Annotated in this window: 20 protein-coding genes; 8 read left to right on the plus strand and 12 right to left on the minus strand. The window is 28.1% G+C overall.

The genetic code is table 11. From position 1 onward, the window contains the following. From ACH2BC_RS08190 to recR, 12 genes are all read right to left on the minus strand, one after another. Positions 1-820: DUF6056 family protein (locus ACH2BC_RS08190; protein ID WP_395053509.1), on the minus strand; the 820-nt coding region annotated here is incomplete at its 3' end. A 15-nt stretch (positions 821-835) separates the two neighbouring features. Continuing rightward, positions 836-1,231: a DegT/DnrJ/EryC1/StrS family aminotransferase gene (locus ACH2BC_RS08195; protein ID WP_395053510.1), complete on the minus strand. Its 396-nt coding sequence runs from the start codon at positions 1,229-1,231 to the stop codon at positions 836-838. After that, entirely contained in the window at positions 1,144-1,968 is an 825-nt protein-coding gene (gene rffA, locus ACH2BC_RS08200) for a dTDP-4-amino-4,6-dideoxygalactose transaminase (protein ID WP_395053511.1), read from the minus strand. The genes ACH2BC_RS08195 and rffA overlap by 88 nt, the downstream gene beginning before the upstream one ends. Before the next feature lie 46 nt (positions 1,969-2,014). Then, positions 2,015-2,719: a GNAT family N-acetyltransferase gene (locus ACH2BC_RS08205; RefSeq protein ID WP_395053512.1), complete on the minus strand. Its 705-nt coding sequence runs from the start codon at positions 2,717-2,719 to the stop codon at positions 2,015-2,017. A gap of 201 nt (positions 2,720-2,920) precedes the next feature. After that, positions 2,921-3,631: a glycosyltransferase family 2 protein gene (locus ACH2BC_RS08210; RefSeq protein WP_395053513.1), complete on the minus strand. Its 711-nt coding sequence runs from the start codon at positions 3,629-3,631 to the stop codon at positions 2,921-2,923. A 120-nt stretch (positions 3,632-3,751) separates the two neighbouring features. Continuing rightward, positions 3,752-4,798: a dTDP-glucose 4,6-dehydratase gene (gene rfbB / locus ACH2BC_RS08215; RefSeq protein ID WP_395053514.1), complete on the minus strand. Its 1,047-nt coding sequence runs from the start codon at positions 4,796-4,798 to the stop codon at positions 3,752-3,754. Between the two features lie 9 nt (positions 4,799-4,807). After that, on the minus strand, positions 4,808-6,085 hold the full coding sequence (locus ACH2BC_RS08220) for a nucleotide sugar dehydrogenase (protein WP_395053515.1): 1,278 nt from the start codon (positions 6,083-6,085) through the stop codon (positions 4,808-4,810). Between the two features lie 42 nt (positions 6,086-6,127). Then, positions 6,128-7,519, minus strand: a complete 1,392-nt coding sequence (locus tag ACH2BC_RS08225) for a UDP-glucose 6-dehydrogenase (protein ID WP_395053516.1) — start codon at positions 7,517-7,519, stop codon at positions 6,128-6,130. 8 nt (positions 7,520-7,527) lie between these two features. Then, positions 7,528-8,499 (minus strand): SDR family oxidoreductase, encoded by a 972-nt coding sequence (locus ACH2BC_RS08230; protein ID WP_395053517.1) that lies wholly within the window; start codon positions 8,497-8,499, stop codon positions 7,528-7,530. A gap of 5 nt (positions 8,500-8,504) precedes the next feature. Further along, positions 8,505-10,958 carry a polysaccharide biosynthesis tyrosine autokinase gene (locus tag ACH2BC_RS08235; RefSeq protein WP_395053518.1) on the minus strand — a complete coding sequence of 818 codons (2,454 nt, stop codon included), beginning with the start codon at positions 10,956-10,958 and terminating at the stop codon, positions 8,505-8,507. An 11-nt stretch (positions 10,959-10,969) separates the two neighbouring features. Beyond that, entirely contained in the window at positions 10,970-11,755 is a 786-nt protein-coding gene (locus ACH2BC_RS08240; RefSeq protein WP_395053519.1) for a polysaccharide biosynthesis/export family protein, read from the minus strand. Between the two features lie 70 nt (positions 11,756-11,825). Next, on the minus strand, positions 11,826-12,446 hold the full coding sequence (gene recR / locus ACH2BC_RS08245) for a recombination mediator RecR (RefSeq protein WP_395053520.1): 621 nt from the start codon (positions 12,444-12,446) through the stop codon (positions 11,826-11,828). Positions 12,447-12,589: 143 nt separating this feature from the next. Here recR and ACH2BC_RS08250 point away from each other — a divergent pair, with 143 nt between their 5' ends. The 8 genes from ACH2BC_RS08250 to ACH2BC_RS08285 form a co-directional block, all read left to right on the plus strand. After that, positions 12,590-14,092 carry a sodium:solute symporter gene (locus tag ACH2BC_RS08250; protein WP_395053521.1) on the plus strand — a complete coding sequence of 501 codons (1,503 nt, stop codon included), beginning with the start codon at positions 12,590-12,592 and terminating at the stop codon, positions 14,090-14,092. 110 nt (positions 14,093-14,202) lie between these two features. Further along, positions 14,203-15,594 carry a trypsin-like peptidase domain-containing protein gene (locus ACH2BC_RS08255; protein WP_395053522.1) on the plus strand — a complete coding sequence of 464 codons (1,392 nt, stop codon included), beginning with the start codon at positions 14,203-14,205 and terminating at the stop codon, positions 15,592-15,594. Between the two features lie 123 nt (positions 15,595-15,717). Further along, positions 15,718-16,086, plus strand: coding sequence for a hypothetical protein (locus tag ACH2BC_RS08260; protein ID WP_395053523.1), 369 nt, complete (start codon positions 15,718-15,720; stop codon positions 16,084-16,086). 89 nt (positions 16,087-16,175) lie between these two features. Beyond that, the gene (locus ACH2BC_RS08265) at positions 16,176-17,030 is read left to right on the plus strand and encodes a DUF3347 domain-containing protein (protein ID WP_395053524.1); all 855 of its coding nucleotides are present in this window, start codon (positions 16,176-16,178) and stop codon (positions 17,028-17,030) included. Between the two features lie 11 nt (positions 17,031-17,041). Beyond that, positions 17,042-17,554, plus strand: a complete 513-nt coding sequence (locus ACH2BC_RS08270) for a heavy-metal-associated domain-containing protein (protein ID WP_395053525.1) — start codon at positions 17,042-17,044, stop codon at positions 17,552-17,554. Position 17,555: 1 nt separating this feature from the next. Next, positions 17,556-18,374: a hypothetical protein gene (locus ACH2BC_RS08275; protein ID WP_395053526.1), complete on the plus strand. Its 819-nt coding sequence runs from the start codon at positions 17,556-17,558 to the stop codon at positions 18,372-18,374. Between the two features lie 87 nt (positions 18,375-18,461). Further along, complete coding sequence (locus ACH2BC_RS08280; protein WP_395053527.1) at positions 18,462-18,746, plus strand: heavy metal-binding domain-containing protein; 285 nt, start codon at positions 18,462-18,464, stop codon at positions 18,744-18,746. Positions 18,747-18,820: 74 nt separating this feature from the next. Continuing rightward, positions 18,821-19,493, plus strand: a 673-nt coding sequence (locus ACH2BC_RS08285; protein WP_395053528.1) for a heavy metal-binding domain-containing protein, incomplete at its 3' end; no start/stop codon positions are given.

Here is a 19,493-nt window from a genome sequence, read left to right on the forward strand (position 1 = left end):
TAGACCATATTATATAACTTTTTAAAGTTAAAATTATTCCTCTAAGTATACCATAAAAAGACATGTCAAAATGTGTCATTCCGTTTACTTTCATTCTAACAAAATTTCCTGGAGCAATACTAATAAAAAGTACTCCAAGAAAAACAAATAGAAAAAATAGATAGTTCCATTTATTGTTAGTTTTATCATTTTTTAAATAATCTAAAAGAATTGATATTGCAATTAATGCCAAAAATGCAACTGCCAAATTTTGAGAACTTGCACCGCTAAAAAAACAGAAAACTAAAAAAAATATTTTTTGAAAAGTAGTGAAGTTTCCTTTTTGAAAATTTAGATAGAAAATTATCCAGACTGAGCATTGTAGTAAAAAAAAAGAGTAAATTCCACCTGTAGCCCAATAAACGGTTTCTGCAACATGAAAATAAGCGCCAAGCCAAAGAAGGATTGCTAAACTGATTGCTATTAAATAGTAATTAATTTTATTAAAAATTACACTATTTAATTCCGAAAATATTATCTTAATCATTAATAATCCACTTGTTAAAAAAAGTGATGACCAGACTAAGGTTATAAATTCTACTCTAAAATATTTTATTAAAAAACCTTGAAAAAACGCACCTAAAGTAAGAAATCTACCTTCCCAATTATTATACCCATAAATACAATTACCAATAATTCCTTTACTTTTAATTTTTAACATAAAGGAATAATCATCTGCCCAATAAAATGTATTTACAGATAAAATTAAAATACTGAACAAGGAAATTAACCCAACAATACAAACGCTATTTTTAAAGATTTTTAAAAAATTATCATTCATAATAGTATCATTTTATTAATTAAAAGTTTTTAAAATTAAAATTAACTTTTCTATTTCTTTTACTGTTAGTTCGTAAAATAATGGTAATCTTAATAAACAATTTGTAAATTTATCTGAATTTATCAATTCATTTCCTTCGTATTTAGAAATATAATATGGACTTGAGTGTAATGAAATATAGTGAAATACAGCTAAAAATCCGTTTTCTTTTAATTTCGAAATTAGTTTAGTTCTACTTTCAACATTAGTCGTTGTAATGTAAAACATATGTCCTTTTTTAGTTGCATAATCTGGAATTGTTGGTAAAGTTATTAAATGTGAATTTATGCTTTTAATTCCATGATAATAAGTATTCCAAAGTTCAATTCTTTTAGCTTGAATGGAATCAATATTTTCAATTTGTGCCCACAAAAAAGCGGCAATAACTTCTGATGGTAAAAAGATGAACCTGTATCAACCCAACCATATTTATTTACTTCACCTCTAAAAAATTCTGCTCTGTTGGTTCCTTTCTCCCAAATTATTTCAGCCCTATTTACAAATCTATCATCATTTATAGTTAGCATTCCTCCTTCGCCAGAAATAATATTTTTGGTTTCGTGAAACGAAAAAGCTGCCATATGACCAATACTTCCAAGCGCTTTTTTATCTCCATTTTTAGAAATAAAATAGCTGTCTATTGCTTGTGCAGCATCTTCAATAACTAACAAATTATGTTTGTTAGCAATTTCCATAATTAAATCCATATCGCAAGCAACACCAGCATAATGAACAGGAACAATTGCAACCGTTTTATTTGTAATTAATGCTTCAATTTTAGTTGTATCAATGTTAGGATTGTCTGAATAAGAATCGGCAAAAATTATTTTTGCTCCTTGTCTAACAAATGCAATTGCGGTTGAAACAAACGTGTAACTTGGAACAATTACTTCATCACCTTCTTTAATATTGGCAAGCATAGCGCACATTTCAAGTGCGTCTGTACAAGAAGTTGTTAATAGTGCTTTTTTAAATCCGTATTTTTCTTCGAAAAATGCTTGACACATTTGGGTATATTTTCCATTTCCAGAAATTTTTCCAGAATTTACTGCATCGTATATATAATGTGTTTCTTTTCCTGTTAAATATGGTTTATTGAAAGGTATCATTTAATTAATTTTAATTGAATTGAAAATTTAACTTACTTTTATACTATTAAATTAATTTCCAAAAATGTTTAATAATCGTTTCTTCTATTATATTATAATTTAGTTTATTGTAGAAATTGCATGCTAAATTATTTTCTTTTTGCGTTGGTATTTGTAATTCTAAAATAGAATTTGAAATACAATATGCTTCTACCTTTTTTAATAATTTAGTACCAAAACCTCTGCCTTGGGATGAATCTAAAACTGCAATTAATCCAATTGTTGCATACATTTTATTTAGCTTTACAGTAACAAATCCTTGCACAATATTTGATTCAATGATATAAAAAACTTTATCCGCATATTGTTTATTTAAACTATTATCTATCCATTTTTTATACAAATTTTCAAATTGAATGTTGCTAAAGTTAGTATCTAATTTGAATCTACTAAATTTGCCACTCTCAAATGCTAATGGATATAAATCAGAATTTTTAACCTCATTTACATCAATATCTAATATAGTTTCATCTAAAATAAAAGTGTTTTCAATATTTAATTTTTTTGAAAAAATTACTTTTGTTTCTTGAAAATTGTTTTCAAAATCTTTTATTTTTATTGATTTGTCTTGAACTTGTTTTACTATAATTAAATCAAATTTATCTTCAAAATAGTTGTCATCATTACTAGCATTGTCAGCAATTAATTCACCAACTTCTATTTTAAAAAAATTGCTGTCCCAATCTAAACGCGTACTATTATACTTTTTCATCAATAATATAAATTGGTCTATTTTTAACTTGATTGAACGTTTTTCCTAAATAAATTCCAACAATACCAATTGTAGAAATTATTATTCCAGAAAGAAACCAAATTGAAATTATTATTGAACTAAAACCTGGCTCTGTTATTCTTCCTGTTAAAGATCCAATTAAATAAAAACATCCAGATATAAATGTTATTGAAGAAATAATTAACCTATTGCTGTAAAAATTTTTAAGGGTTTATCTGAAAATGAAATTATTGTATCAAATGCAAGAGCAATTAACTTTGAAAGACTATAGCTTGATTTTCCATCGTTTCTATTATCATGTTCTACAACTATTGAAGTTGTATTATATCCTACCCATTTTATAAATAATGGAAAAAACTTTACATAATCATTAACTTGAGAAACTGCATTGATAACTTTTCTGTTATAAATTCCAAAATTTGCAACTTCGCTATTTGCATCAATTCCAGATAAATAATTAAAAATTTTATAGAAAATCTTTGAACTTAAGCGTTTTAAAAAACTATCTTTTCTTTTTTCTCTTCTTGCAAGTACAACATCAAATCCTTCTAATGCTTTATTGTATAATTTTTCTATTTCTTTGGGTTGATCTTGTAAATCGCAATCCATTACTACAATCCATTCTCCATTAGCATTATTAATTCCGGCCATTATTGCTGGATGTTGACCAAAATTTCTACTTAATCTTATACTTTTTACAGATAAATTATTTTTAGAAATTTGCTTAATTGCTTCCCAAGAATTGTCTGGACTTCTATCGTCTACCAAAACAATTTCATAAGAAACATTAATTTTATTCATAACCAGTTGAATTTCTTCAACTAGTTTATTGATACATTTTTCAGCTCGATATACAGGACTAACTATAGAAATATGTGGATTTTCATTCATAATCACAATTTGACTTCTAGTAATGTTACAAATAATTTAAGTTAATAAGATTTCCATTTAAGTTATTTTTAAATAATAATCAAAGACAAACTTTAAGTTTACTTCACTAAGAATTAATTTTTAGTTGTATTGTTCATTATAATACTTTTGATAATCGCCACTGGTGACATTATTTAACCATTTTTCGTTAGATAAATACCAATCTATTGTTTTTTCTAAACCTTGCTCAAATGTTACAGATGGTTTCCAACCCAATTCTTTATTAATTTTAGAAGCATCAATTGCATAACGTAAATCGTGTCCTGGTCTGTCTTTGACATAAGTAATTAATTGTTCTGAAGTTCCAGAAGTTCTTCCCAGTTTTTCATCCATTAATTTGCAAAGAAGCTTTACCAAATCTATGTTTTGCCATTCGTTAAAACCACCAATATTATAAGTATGGTGATTTTTTCCTTCGTGATAAACTAAATCTATTGCAACTGCGTGATCTTCTACAAAAAGCCAATCGCGTGTATATTTTCCATCGCCATAAACTGGTAATGGTTTATTATTTATAATATTATTTATAAAAAGAGGAATTAGTTTTTCTGGAAAATGATACGTTCCATAATTATTAGAACAATTTGTAATTACATAAGGTAAACCATAGGTTTCGCCATAAGCACGAACAAAATGATCACTACTTGCTTTGGATGCAGAATATGGAGAATTTGGATCGTACGATGTTGTTTCTGTAAACAAACCTTCTGCTCCAAGCGAACCATAAACCTCATCTGTAGAAACGTGATAAAATCTTTTATTTTCTGAATTATCTTTCCATATAGTTTTGGCAGCATTTAGTAAATTCATAGTTCCGATAACATTTGTTTTAACAAAACTTAACGGATCTGTAATTGATCTATCTACATGAGATTCTGCCGCAAGATGGATTACACCATCAAATTGATGTTCTTGAAAAAGATTATTTATAAAATCGCCATCTACAATATCGCCTTTAATAAAAGTATAATTAGGTGCATTCTCTATATCGGCAATATTTTCTAAATTTCCTGCATAAGTAAGCGCATCAAGATTAAAAATTTGATAATTAGGATATTTAGTAACAAATTTTCTTACTACATGAGATCCTATAAAACCTGCACCTCCAGTGATTAAAATTTTTTTCATTTTATATATTTATAACTTTCCGTCAATTTTACTTTTTAAAACTCCTTTCACGTCGTAAACCACAACATTTTCTTTTTTAAGAGGTTCTAAATCTAGATTTAAAAATTCTTTATGAGAAACTCCAAGTACTATTGCATCAAAAGTTTCTTTTGGTAATTCGCTAGATGTAAATAAGTTATATTCGTAATTCACTTCCGTTGGATTTGCCCAAGGATCGTAAATACTAACTACTATTCCATATTCTGATAATGATTTTATTACATCAACAATTTTAGTATTTCTAACATCTGGACAGTTTTCTTTAAAGGTAATTCCCAACATTAATAGTTTAGAATTGTTAACTGGAATACCCTTTTTAATCATTAATTTAACGATGCTTGATGCAACATATTCACCCATACTATCGTTTAAACGTCTTCCTGCTAAAATAATTTCTGGATGATAACCTGCTTCTTGTGCTTTTTGAGCTAAATAATATGGATCTACACCAATGCAATGTCCGCCAACTAAACCTGGTTTAAAATTTAAAAAATTCCATTTAGTTCCAGCAGCAGCAAGTACATCTTGTGTGTCAATATTTAAAATATTAAATATTTTAGCCAGTTCATTAACAAATGCAATATTAATATCTCGTTGCGAATTTTCTATTACTTTGGCAGCTTCGGCAACTTTTATTGATGGCGCTAAGTGTGTTCCTGCAGTAATTACAGATTTGTATAATTCATCAACTTTTATTCCAGTTTCTAGAGTTGAACCAGCGGTTATTTTAAGAATTTTATCTACAGTATGTTCTTTATCGCCTGGATTAATTCTTTCTGGAGAATATCCTGCAAAGAAATCTATATTGAATTTTAAACCGCTAATTTTTTCTAGTACTGGCACACATTCTTCTTCTGTCAATCCTGGATAAACTGTTGATTCATAGATAACGATATCTCCTTTTTTTAGAACTTTAGCAACCGTTTCGCTAGATTTATATAATGGAGTTAAATCGGGTCTATTATTTTTATCAATTGGAGTTGGAACGGTAACTATATAATAATTACAGTTTTTTAAATCATCACTATTAAAGGAGCAATACAGTCCGTTTTTAGATAATGGCTTTTCAATTAAAACAGATTGAAGTAGTTCTTTTTCAACTTCTAATGTTGCATCTAAACCAGAATTTAACTCGGTTACTCTTTTAGTATTTATATCAAAACCTACTACAGGAAATTTTGTAGCAAATAATCGTGCAAGTGGTAAACCTACATATCCTAATCCTATTATTCCTATTTTAATTTCCATTTAAAATATTTTGGTTAATCGTGTAAAAATACACTTTTTATTTTAAGAGCCAATTGCTTGATAATGAAAACCAATTTCTTTCATTTTATTAGAATTTAACAAGTTTCTTCCATCAAAAACAAATGCTGGTTTTAACATTCCATCATAAATTTTTTGCCAATCGTAGTCTTTAAATTCATCCCATTCTGTTAAAATTGCAATTGCGTGCGAATTTTTACAAGCTTCATAAGCATTATCGAATGATGATATGTATTTTCTATTTTGTTCATCAGTTCTAGTTTCAAGATAATTTACATCAGCAATTATCTGATTAAAAGTAACTTTAGGATCATAAACTGCAATATTAGCTTGCTCATTTATTAAATCATCTGCTACATAAATCGCTGCAGATTCTCTTGTATCATTGGTATCTTTCTTGAATGCCCAACCTAAAAATGTAATTTTTTTATCGGCAATTGTATTGTATAAAGTATTTACAATATTTTTAGAAAAACGTCTTTTTTGATGGTCGTTCATTATAATTACTTGCTCCCAATAGTCTGCTACTTCGTTCAATCCGAATGATTTACAGATGTAAACTAAATTTAAAATGTCTTTTTGAAAACAAGAACCACCAAATCCTACTGATGCTTTTATAAATTTAGAACCAATTCTAGAATCCATTCCAATGGCTTGAGCAACTTCACTAACATCTGCTCCAGTTTTTTCACACAATTCTGACATTGCGTTTATTGATGAAACTCTTTGTGCAAGAAAAGCATTGGCTGTAAGTTTAGACAATTCTGATGACCAAACATTGGTAGTTAAAATTTTGTCTTTACTAACCCAATTGGCATAAACATCTACTAAAGATTGAATTGCTTCTTGACCTTCATTGGTAGAATCTCCTCCAATTAAAATTCTATCAGGATTTAATAAATCTTCAACTGCTGTTCCTTCTGCAAGGAATTCTGGATTAGAAAGTATTTGAAATTGAACACCATTTCCAGTATTGTCTAAAATATTTTTAATAGCTTCGGCAGTTCTAACTGGAAGAGTTGATTTTTCTACTACAATTTTATCTGTTGTAGAAACTCTAGCTATTTGTCTGGCGCAAAGCTCAATATATTTTAAATCGGCTGCCATTCCTTTTCCAGAACCATAAGTTTTAGTTGGAGTATTTACAGATATAAATATTAGTTGTGCTTCGTTTATTGCTTTATCAACTTCGGTAGAAAAAAATAAATTTTTTCCTCTTGCATGTTTTACAATTGCACCTAATCCTGGTTCGTAAACTGGTATATTATCTACATTTTCGTCGTTCCATTTTGCAATTCTGTCTGCATTTAAATCTACAACTGTAACTTTTATGTTTGGACATTTTTGAGCGATAATTGCCATAGTTGGTCCGCCAACATAACCTGCTCCAATGCAACAAATATTTGTAATTTTCATTTATTCTCTTATTTTAAATTTTCCCAATACCAGTTTATAGATTCTTTTAAACCATCTTTAAAGGAATATTTTGGATTGTAATTTAATAATTTTTTTGCTTTATCAATACTTGCAAGTGAATGCGGAATATCTCCATTTCTAGTATCGCCATAAATAACTTTTATTAAAGAAATTTTATCATCGTATTCTGAAAGGTATTCTTGTAAATAGTGAACCATATCGTTTAAAGTAGTTCGTTCTCCAAACGCTGTATTGTAAATTGTGTTAATTGCTTCTGTATTTTTAGTTTCAATAGCCAATTCATTCATTTGAATAACATTATCTATGTATGTAAAATCTCTAGAATAATTGCCATCTCCATTTATAATTGGACTTTCATTGTTTATTAATTGTTTAACAAATTTTGGAATTACAGCAGCATAAGCTCCGTTTGGATCTTGTTTTCTTCCAAAGACGTTAAAATATCTTAATCCAATAGTCTCAATACCATAAGTTTTACTAAAAATTTCCGCATACAATTCGTTTACATATTTTGTAATTGCATAAGGAGATAATGGTTTACCTATAATTTCTTCAACTTTTGGCAAAGCATGAGAATCGCCATAGGTTGATGAACTTGCTGCATAAATAAATCGTTTTACCTTGGCATCTCGAGAAGCTACAAGCATATTTAAAAACCCAGAAATATTTACATTATTAGTATCAATAGGATTTGTTATAGATCTTGGAACCGAACCTAATGCTGCTTGATGCAACACATAATCTACTCCAATTACAGCATTTTTGCAATCGTCAAGATTTGTAATATCGCCTTCAATTAATTTAAAATTAGTATGGTTTATAAATTCTTTAATATTATGATGATGACCAGTTGCAAAATTATCTAGACATATTACACTATTACCTTTAGACAAAAAGTATTCGCATAGATTGGAACCTATAAAACCTGCACCACCAGTTATTAAAACTTTATAACTCATTAAATTTATTTTTTAACAAACTTTTTGTACAATTTTACAAAAATATTTTGTGGCTTATCGTCTTCATGGTATCCATTAGAGTAAGCGCCATAACCATATCCGTAACCATATCCATAACCTGCTCCATATTTAGCTTTATTTTGGAAACCGTTTAAAATGATACTAACATTAGTAAGTTCACCTCTTTTAACTCGATTGTTTAATAAATTAATCATGTCTTTTTTGGTAAAATTTTGTCTAGTTATGTATAATGTTACATCTGCGTAAGTAGAAAGTTCTACAGCATCTGTAACCAAACCAACTGGTGGAGTATCTAAAATTATATAATCATATTTGCTTTTTAACTCTTCCATCATTTCTTTCAAGCTATCGCTCATTATCAATTCTGAAGGATTTGGTGGAATTGGTCCAGAAGTTATAACATCTAAAAATGGAATTTGAGTTTTTTGAATTACTTCGTCTAATGTTTTTTGACCTATTAAATAATTAACTGCTCCGATATCATTATTCAAATTAAAATCGTCAAAAATCTTTGGCTTTCTTAAATCTAATCCAATAATAACGGTTTTCTTTTCGCTCAATGCAAATACTGTTGCAATATTTACAGAACAAAATGTTTTTCCTTCGCCACTTACTGATGAGGTTAACATTAAAGTTTTTGTACCATCAACATGTTGCTTTTTATATAAAAATTGTAGTGATGATCGTACTGCTCTAAAAGATTCTGACAATGCCGATTTTGGTTTTTCAAAAACAGATAAATTGGTGTCTGTATGTTTTATACCAATAACTCCAATTAAAGGAATTGTTGTTAACGAACTAATATCATCAGTATTTTGAATAGAATTATTTATAAAAAATATTAAAAACACAACCAATAATGGTATAAGGAAACCTAAAAATAATGCTATAACATAATTAACTTGAGTTCGTGGTCCAATTAATCCTGAACCAATATCTTTAGCTGGATCTATAAATTGTATATCGGCTAGGTTTGCAGCTTTTACAATAGACGCTTCACTTCTTTTTTGACTGTAAGTTTGGTAAATGTTATCGCTTAAATCGTATTTTCTTATGATTTTTAGATATTCCTGTTTATCATCTGGTAATGATCTAATCTTAGATTCTGCGTTACTAATTCTGTTATTTACGTTATTGGATTCAAATTGAATTGCTGCATTGGCTGCTCTAATATTTTCTAATAAAACTCGTTTAACCGAGTTCATTTTATTGTCAATTTCATCAAACATAATTTCACTCTTTACAGAGTATGCCATTTTAGTTTTTTCAACTGAAAGTGATATTAATTCGCTCACATTACTGAGTATATTTGGATCATCAATACCAGCAACAGATGGTGCAGGAAGTTTAGAATAATCGGAGTTACTTCTCAAATAATTACTAAGTGTGTTGTAATAATTTATTTTTCTATCTACAATATTTTTATCAATATCTAATTCTCTTAAACGACTTTGAAATGATTCTCCTCCTTTTTCAATATCTAATATATTTTTATTTCTACTAAAGTTTTTTAATTCATTATTAGCATCTTTTAAACTCTCTTCCATATCAATAAGAGTAGTATCAATAAATTTAATTGTATTTTCTGCAAATAAATTCTTGCTTTCTAATTGCATATCAATTAACATTTTGACTGTGGCATTTAGATAATCAACAATTCTAGCTTTATTTGTTCCTTGTAATGATAATTTTAATATTGATGCTGCTTTTTCATCTATTATAACTGAAACATTTTTATAATTGGATACTGTAGCATCAAATGAATTTAATGAAACTATATATTCTGAATTTATATAATTTATTGGTTTTTTTGCAAGTTCTAACTTACAATTTAAAAATGGTAAATTTATTTGTTCACCCACTTTAAACTTTTTTGTTAAAACACCAATAGAAACTGGAGATGATGAACTTTCATTGGTTTTATAATTTATGGTTGGTACAGATGTTGATGTAAAATCTATTGTTAATTCGTAAACTGTTGGAGAAAGAAACTTAATATTAATAGGAACATCTAATAATTGATTTTTACTTTTATCCAATACCACTTTAAATGGTGTACTGCCATATACATCTTGGGTAAAATATTTCTGTTTTTGTAAATAACTAATATAAAAATCTAATTTATCTACAACTAACTCATTATGAGAACGTGACCTTAGGGTTGTTGAAATTGTTTGAACTTGATCTGAACTTCCACCCCAATTAAAAGTCAAACTTGTATTAGAGGTAAACAAAGGGTTGTCTTGTTCTTTTACTGCAATTGTAGTATCTAACGCATAGATTTTTTGCTTACGAATATTAATTTGATGCGCAATTGTTAAACAGATTACTAATCCTAAAACAAACCATCGCCAATAACTTAACGTTTTGATTAAAAAACCTTTGAAATCAAAACTATTTTGGTTTTCAAAAAAAGAAAAGTCTTTAGTATCTAACATTTATAATTTTGTTAATTTCTTAATAATAAAAAGGTAGTAGTTGCCAATGATAAAAGTGTAATAATAGTACCAAGAGATTCTATACCTGTTTTTCCTGTTCCCCAAGTTTTTTGTTTCAATGGCTTAATATAAATATAATCATTGGGTTGTAAATAATAAACTGGAGAATTTATTGCCGCATCTTTAGTTAAATCAATACTAAAAGTTTCCATTCCTTGAGGATATTGTCTAAAAACTTTAACATCTTTTCTATCTCCAGTCACAGTTATATCACCAGAGTTGGCAATTGCTTCAAGAATATTTACTCTTTCTTGATATAATATTTTTGTTCCTGTTGAATTTACTTCTCCGTTAATAGTATATCTAAATCCAGATAATTTGACTGTTACAAAAATTCCTGCCTCTTTTTTAAAATGTTCATCTAGCAGTGTTTTTTCTATTTTTAATCTAACCTCGTCTGCAGTAAAACCTAAAACATTTAATTCTCCAATAACTGGCATTCTTATATTTCCATGATCATCTATAGTGTATCCATTAAAATATAAACCTTCACCACCTAATGTTTGTTGAGCAGCAGAACCAGAATTAAATATTTCAACTTTTGAAGGATCAATTGCTTTAATTGATATGTTTAATATATCACTAGTTTGTAATCTGTAAGGTTTAAAAACTATTGCTGTGACTGGAGTTGTTTCTGTAGTTTCAGATTTTTGTAAATAAATTAAATCTTTAGTTGGCACACAAGATGTAAATACAATTCCAATAATTAATAATATGTAAAAAATTCTAGTGTTCATTAGTAACAAAATTTAGCAAACAAAGATAGTTTTTCAAATGAAAATACAAAAAGAACTAACGCATAATTGATTAAATATTTTTTAATGAACTTTCAAATGGTACTCGTTGTACAATACTTCTTCCCAATGTTACCTCATCAGCATATTCCAATTCGTCGCCAACTGCTATTCCTCTTGCAATTGTAGAGGTTTTAACGTTAAAATCTTTTAACTGTTTAAAAACATAAAAATTAGTAGTATCACCTTCCATTGTTGAACTTAAAGCAAATATTATTTCTTCTACTGATCCTGATTTTACCTTATCTACTAATGTACTAATATTCAATTGGCTTGGTCCAACACCATCAATTGGCGAAATTTTTCCTCCAAGAACATGATACAATCCTTTAAACTGATTGGTGTTTTCTATTGCCATTACATCTCTAACATCTTCTACAACACATATAATTTTTTTATTTCTAGAAGTATTTGAACATATTTCACAAACATCAACATCTGAAATGTTATGACAATTTACACAAAATTTAATTTCATCTCGCATAGTAGACAATGCTTGAGATAAATACTGCGTTTGTTCTGATGGTTGTTTTAAAAGATGCAACATTAATCGAAGTGCGGTTCGCTTACCAATTCCAGGTAATTGTGCCATTTCGTTAACGGCTTTTTCAAGAAGTTTAGAAGAAAATTCCATGTTGCAAATGTAATAAAAAGATACAAAATTAATAATACAGGATTCTCTAAATTTTATACTTATAAATAGTTTATAAAACTTCTAAGTTCTAGTTACCAACTTCCAACTTTTTTTCTATTTTAGCTTCCAATAAAATTAACTTTATGAATGCTACTACAATTTTAATTATCATAATAATTTACTTTGGGCTTTTACTTTTAATTTCTAATGTAATGAGTAAAAAAAGCACCGATAATGATACTTTTTTTAAAGCTAATAAAAATTCTAAATGGTATTTAGTTGCCTTCGGAATGATTGGTACAGCACTTTCTGGTGTAACTTTTATTTCTGTTCCAGGAAATGTTGGCTCGCCAGAAACTCAATTTGCCTATTTTCAATTTGTTTTAGGAAATGCTATTGGCTTTTTAATAATTGCAACCGTTTTACTTCCATTGTATTATAGAATGAATTTAACTTCAATCTACAGTTACATAGAACAGCGATTAGGAATTGTTAGTTATAAAACAGCAGCAACAATTTTCTTAATAAGTAGAACTATTGGTTCAGCATTTAGATTGTACTTGGTTGTAATTGTTTTACAACGTTATGTTTTTGACTCCTACAAAATTCCGTTTGCAGTAACTGTTTTAATTTCATTAGGATTGATTTTTGCCTATACTTATCGTGGTGGATTAAAAACCATAATTATAACAGATACTTTACAAACGTTTTTCTTAGTTTCATCTGTATTTTTAACCATATATTTTATTTGTAGCAGTTTAAACTTTAGCGCAATAGAGGCATTTGAAGCGGTGAAAAATAGTAATTATTCTAAAGTGTTTTTTTATGAAGATTATTTAAAAGGAAATTTTGTTTTAAAACAAATTCTTGGCGGAATCTTTGTAACTATAGCAATGGTTGGACTTGATCAAGATTTAATGCAAAAGAATTTGAGTTGTAAAAACATAAAAGAAGCTCAAAAAAATATGTTCACTTTTACAGGAATTTTTGTAATTATAAATATTTTCTTTTTAAGTGTTGGTGCATTACTTTATTTATATGCCGAAAAAAATGGAATTTCAGTTCCAAACGATTTAATTACTGGAAAACCAAGAACCGATTTACTTTTTCCAGAAATTGCCTTCAATCACTTAACAATTGTTCCTGCAATAGTTTTTTTATTAGGATTAACAGCAGCAACATTTGCTACAACAGATTCTGCTTTAACAGCTTTAACAACTTCTTTTTGTGTAGATTTTTTAGGAATGGATAAAGCAGAAAATGCTTCTAAGAAAAATCAAGTAAAAACTAGACATATTGTACATTTAGGTTTTTCGTTTTTAATGTTTTTAGTCATAATTATTTTCAATTACATTAATGATGAAAGTGTTGTGAAAATGATTTTTAGAGTAGCAAGTTACACTTATGGTCCACTTTTAGGATTATATGCTTTTGGTTTATTTATGAAATCTAAAACGGTTCACGATACTTTTGTACCTTTAGTTTGTATAATTTCTCCAGCAATTTGTTATTTAATTACTGCCAATTCTAAATTATTATTCGGAAATTACGTTTTTGATAACGAATTAATAATCGTTAACGGATTAATTACATTTATTGGTTTGCTAATCATTAGTAAACCAGCAACATCTCAAACCAAGTTCTAATTTATTAATGTAAAGTTAAAGAATGTTAAACGAGCGTTAAGACATTTTTTTGGTTTAATTTTTGTATTAATTTTACTTTCAAATACTATAATTTTTAAAATTTAATAAATATGAAACGATTTTCAAGCTTATTTTTAGTATCAATATTAAGTTGTGCAAGTACAATTGGTGCTTATAAATTTTTTGTAGAAAAAGACTTTGGAAGAAATTCTATTGTTACCCAAGCAGAAAACTCTTATGGAAGAAATGTAAATTTAGGTTCAGAAAACGTAGATTTTACTGATGCTGCAGAAAATGCCGTTCACGCAGTTGTTCACGTAAAAAATGTATCAACAAGAACAGTTTATAATCCTATTATGGAATTCTTTTATGGTTCTCGTGGTGGCGGACAACAACAAGAACAAATTGGAACTGGTTCTGGAGTAATAATTTCAGCCGATGGTTACATTGTGACAAATAATCACGTAATTAAAGATGCCAACGAACTAGAAGTAACTCTAAATAATAAAAAAGTTTACAAAGCAAAGTTAATTGGAACCGATTCTAAAATGGATATTGCATTACTTAAAATTGATGCCGATACTAAATTACCATTTTCAACTTTTGCCGATTCTGATCAAGTAAAAGTTGGCGAATGGGTTTTAGCAGTAGGAAATCCATACAATTTAACATCAACTGTAACAGCTGGAATCGTTTCTGCAAAAGCAAGAAATCTTGATACTAAAGGAATTCAATCATTTATTCAAACCGATGCTGCCGTAAATCCAGGAAATTCTGGTGGTGCTTTGGTAAATACTCGTGGTGAATTAATCGGAATTAATACTATGATTTCTTCTCAAACTGGTTCTTATGTTGGTTATTCATTTGCAGTTCCAAGTAATATTACTAGAAAAATTATTGAAGATTTAATGGAATTTGGAAATGTACAAAGAGGAATTCTTGGTGTAGAAGTAACTGAATTAAATGGTGTAACTTCAAAAGAACTTGGTGTAAAACAAACTGAAGGTGTTTATGTTAAGAAAATAAATAAAAATTCTGGTGCAGAAAAAGCTGGAATTGCTGTTGCAGATATTATTGTAAAACTAGACAATCAATCTGTAAATTCATTTTCTGAGTTGAGTGGATATATAAATACCAAACGACCAAATGATAAAATAAACGTAACCTACATTAGAAACGGAAAAACTCAAGTTGTACCTGTAACACTTGTAAAAAACGATATGATTACTACTGAACTAAAAGGTTTAGAAATAGAAAATATTAATGCAGATGATAAAAAACGTTATAAAATTGATGGTGGTGTAAAAATTAATGCAGTAAATAATGACAGATTGAAACCTTATGAAGATGATTTAGTAGGAAGCATAATTCTTAGAATTGACAATGATTCTGCTACCGATGTAAAAACTGTTTCTGATTTATTGAGTAGTAAAGACGAAAATCAAGGCATTAGTTTACAAATGATTAATAAAAACGGTCAATTACTTAGAATTATAATTTAAAAAATTATTCATAAAAATTTTAAAGCCATTCGATACAACAATCGAATGGTTTTTTTACACTTTTAGTTTAAAAAAAGTTAAAATGTAACAAAATTTATTTTAATTATGTAATTTTGACGCGTTATGAAAATACGATTTCATCTTTTTACTATTTTGCTAACTTTAGGATTTCTATTGATTTCCAATGGTAGTATAGCTTGTGGAACGAAATCTGGAAAGTCTTGTTGCAAAACTGAAACTTCTACTAAAAAAGAAATGAAAGACTGTTGCAAAAAGAAACAAGACAATGAAAAAAACAAACCTTGTGGCGGAAAATGTGGTCATTCTAATTGTACAACATCAGTTCCAAGTTTTAGTTTTATATTGAACAATGACCTAAAATTTATTTCAAATCTTTTTGTTTTTTCAACTGAAAAACAAAAATTTTATCACAATGAAACCGCAACTTCCAATGGTTTCTTTTCGCTTTGGCTAATACCAAAAATAAGCTAAATTTCAATTTTGAACAGCCATATCTATGGCAAATTGAAAGTGATTTACTTTCTAAATCTTATTATTTACAACAATTTAAAATTAAAAAAATGAAACTAATATCTAAATTATTGGTGGCAATTACTTTATTGCTATCAGTTACATTAACAAATGCACAAATAAAAAATTCAATTACCGAAACCGTTAAAATATCTGGAAACTGCGGCATGTGTGAAGAAAAAATTGAAAAAGCTGGTAACCTTAAAAAAATAGCTAAAGTAGATTGGAATAAAGACACATCAATGGCAAAATTAACTTATGATTCTAAAAAAACTAATCAAGATGAAATCTTAAAAAGAATTGCATTGGCAGGTTATGATAGTGAAAAATTTCTTGCTCCAGATGAAGTTTACAACAATCTTCACGGATGTTGCCAATATGAAAGAGTTGGTAAAACAGAAACTAAAACAGAAGAAAAAAGCATACAAAAAATGAACATGTCTGACAACGTTAAAACCATTGATAATCAAGAGGTAAATCAACTTAATGACATTTACGAAAACTATTTTGCTGTAAAAGATGCTTTGGTTAAAACTGATGGAATTGCTGCTGCTGCAAATGCTAAAACGCTACTTTCTACCATCAATTCTGTTAAAATGGATGCTTTAAAAATGGATGTTCACATGGTTTGGATGAAAGTTTTAGAAAATTTAAAACAAGATGTAACTGCAATTGCTGCAACATCTGACGCTAAAAAACAAAGAGATTCTTTTGATACATTATCTCTTTCAATTTACGAATTAATAAAAATTTCTAAAACAGAAACACCAACCTACTACCAATTTTGTCCAATGGCAAACGATGGAAAAGGCGCCAATTGGTTAAGCAAAGAAAATACTATTAAAAATCCATATTTTGGATCAATGATGCTTTCTTGCGGAAAAACTGTAGAAACTATTAAATAATTTGAAAATTTATGAAAAATATATTCGTTTATATAACGCTATTTTTATTTGCATTAAATGCAAATTCACAAATTACCAAAGCTGAAATAATTGCTACAGGTTTAACTTGTTCTATGTGTTCTAATGCAATAAATAAACAGTTTAAAGCACTTGTAGAAGTAGATAAAGTAGAAACAGATTTAAACACCAATACGTTTACAGTTTATCTAAAAAAAGATACCAAAATTACACCAAAAATTTTAAAAGAACGTGTTGAAAAAGCTGGATTTTTTGTTGGTTCTATGATAGTTACAATGCAATTTGAAAATCTAAATATTTCAGATAATTTATCTGTAACTCAAGATAATTTACCATTAATTTTTATAGATTCTAAACCAAAAACGTTGAATGGTGAAACTAGAATTAAAATTTTAGATAAAGGTTTTGTTACTCAAAAAGAATATAAAAAATTATCTAAATTGTATGCAAAATATCCAAGTTATGCATTTGAAAACGAAGATAATTATCATTTAAAAACCATTTAAAATGAAGCAATTATTTATTGGTTTCATTGTACTAATTTCTTTTCAAATAAAAGCACAAGAACTGTTTGTTTTTACCGAACCTGCAAGCAATATGCCAAGTAATTCTATAGGTTTTCGTTTGGGTCAATCGCTACTAAATGAGCAAATAAAATCAGGATATAACTATCATTTAATGCCTGAAATTATGTGGGGAATTAATAAAAACTTGATGGTTCACGCTTCGGCTTTTGTAAGTAATAGAAATACAAGTTTAGTTACCGAAGGTGGAAGTTTCTATGCAAAATATCGAATTTTTTCAGTAGATGATTTGCACAGTCATTTTCGTTTGGCAACTTTTGGAAGATACAGTTTTAATAATGCCGATATTCATCAAGAGGAAATTGAAACTATGGGACACAATACAGGATTTGAAACTGGAATTATTGCAACTCAACTAATTAATAAAGTAGCAATTAGTTCTACAATATCTTTTGAAAAAGCATTTGATAACAAACCCAATTATACTTTTCCATCAACTCAAAGTGATAATGCAACTAATTACACACTATCATTTGGCAAACTTGTTTATCCTAAAAAATATACCAGTTTTAAGCAAACTAATATTAATTTAATGGTTGAATTTTTAGGTCAAACGCTAAACGAAAACGGAAAATCATACTTAGATGTTGCGCCTTCAATTCAGTTCATTATTAACAGTCAAGCTAGAATTGATTTGGCTTACAAACAAGAATTATACGCTTCAATGTTACGATCTGCGCCAAATGGATTTTATCTTAAAATGGAATATACTTTTTTTAATATTAAGAAAAATAAGAAGTAATTATGTAACTAGTATACTAATTAATGTAACACTATAAGGTAAATCAATTAGTAAATTTATTGTAAATAATAATTAACAAATAATCTTATGAAAAAGGTGATTTTAATTGCAACATTTAGCATTTTCACATTGGTTTCATGCAACCAAAAAACAAAAGAAGTAACAACAAACGATTCAGAAATGATGGAAAATGATTCAACTATGATAGACAATGATTCTACAATGATGAACGATGGTTCTTCTAAAAAAATGATGGCAGAAAAAATGTATGCTTGCCCAATGCATCCAGAAGTTCAAGGAAAAATGAACGACAAATGTTCTAAATGCGGAATGAAATTAACTGAACCTGTTGCAGAAAATGCAGCAGAATAATGTTCTTATTTCGCTAAAATAATAAATCAACTTTGCAATACTTATTGTGAAGTTGGTTTTAATTAAAAAAACTAATGACACATAAATATACAATTTCAGGAATGAGTTGTAATGGTTGCAAGTCTAAAGTTGAAAAAGCATTAAATGAAATTGATGGCATTGAAGCAACCGTTTCTTTAGAGACAAATAGTGCTTCAATTACTATGGAAAAACACATTCCAATTTCTAAATTTCAAGAAGTACTTTCATCTATTGGAAACTATTCCATTTCAGATTTTGATGAAGAAAAATCTAAAAATTCTGATAAAAAAATCTTAGATAAAGATAATAAAACCGTTTCTTCAAATAATGATTCGGCTTCCAAATACCATTGTCCAATGCATTGCGAAGGCGACAAAAATTACAACAAAGCTGGTGATTGTCCAGTATGTGGAATGAATTTAGAAAAAGTTCACGATGTAGAAAATTCAAAATCATTGTACACTTGCCCAATGCATCCAGAAATTATCAAAGAACATTCTGGTTCGTGTCCAATATGTGGAATGGATTTGGTGCCAATGAATCCAAGCGATTCTGAAGAACAAAAAACCTATAAAGATTTGGTTAAAAAAATGAAAGTGGCAGTTGTTTTTACTGTCCCAGTTTTTGCCATTGCTATGATAGAAATGATTCCAAATAATCCATTACTTAAAATAATGGACGCTTCAAAATGGAATTTTGTTCAATTAATATTGACGCTTCCGGTAG

It is taken from the genome of Flavobacterium sp. (genome assembly GCF_043760115.1).
Lineage (GTDB): Bacteria > Bacteroidota > Bacteroidia > Flavobacteriales > Flavobacteriaceae > Flavobacterium.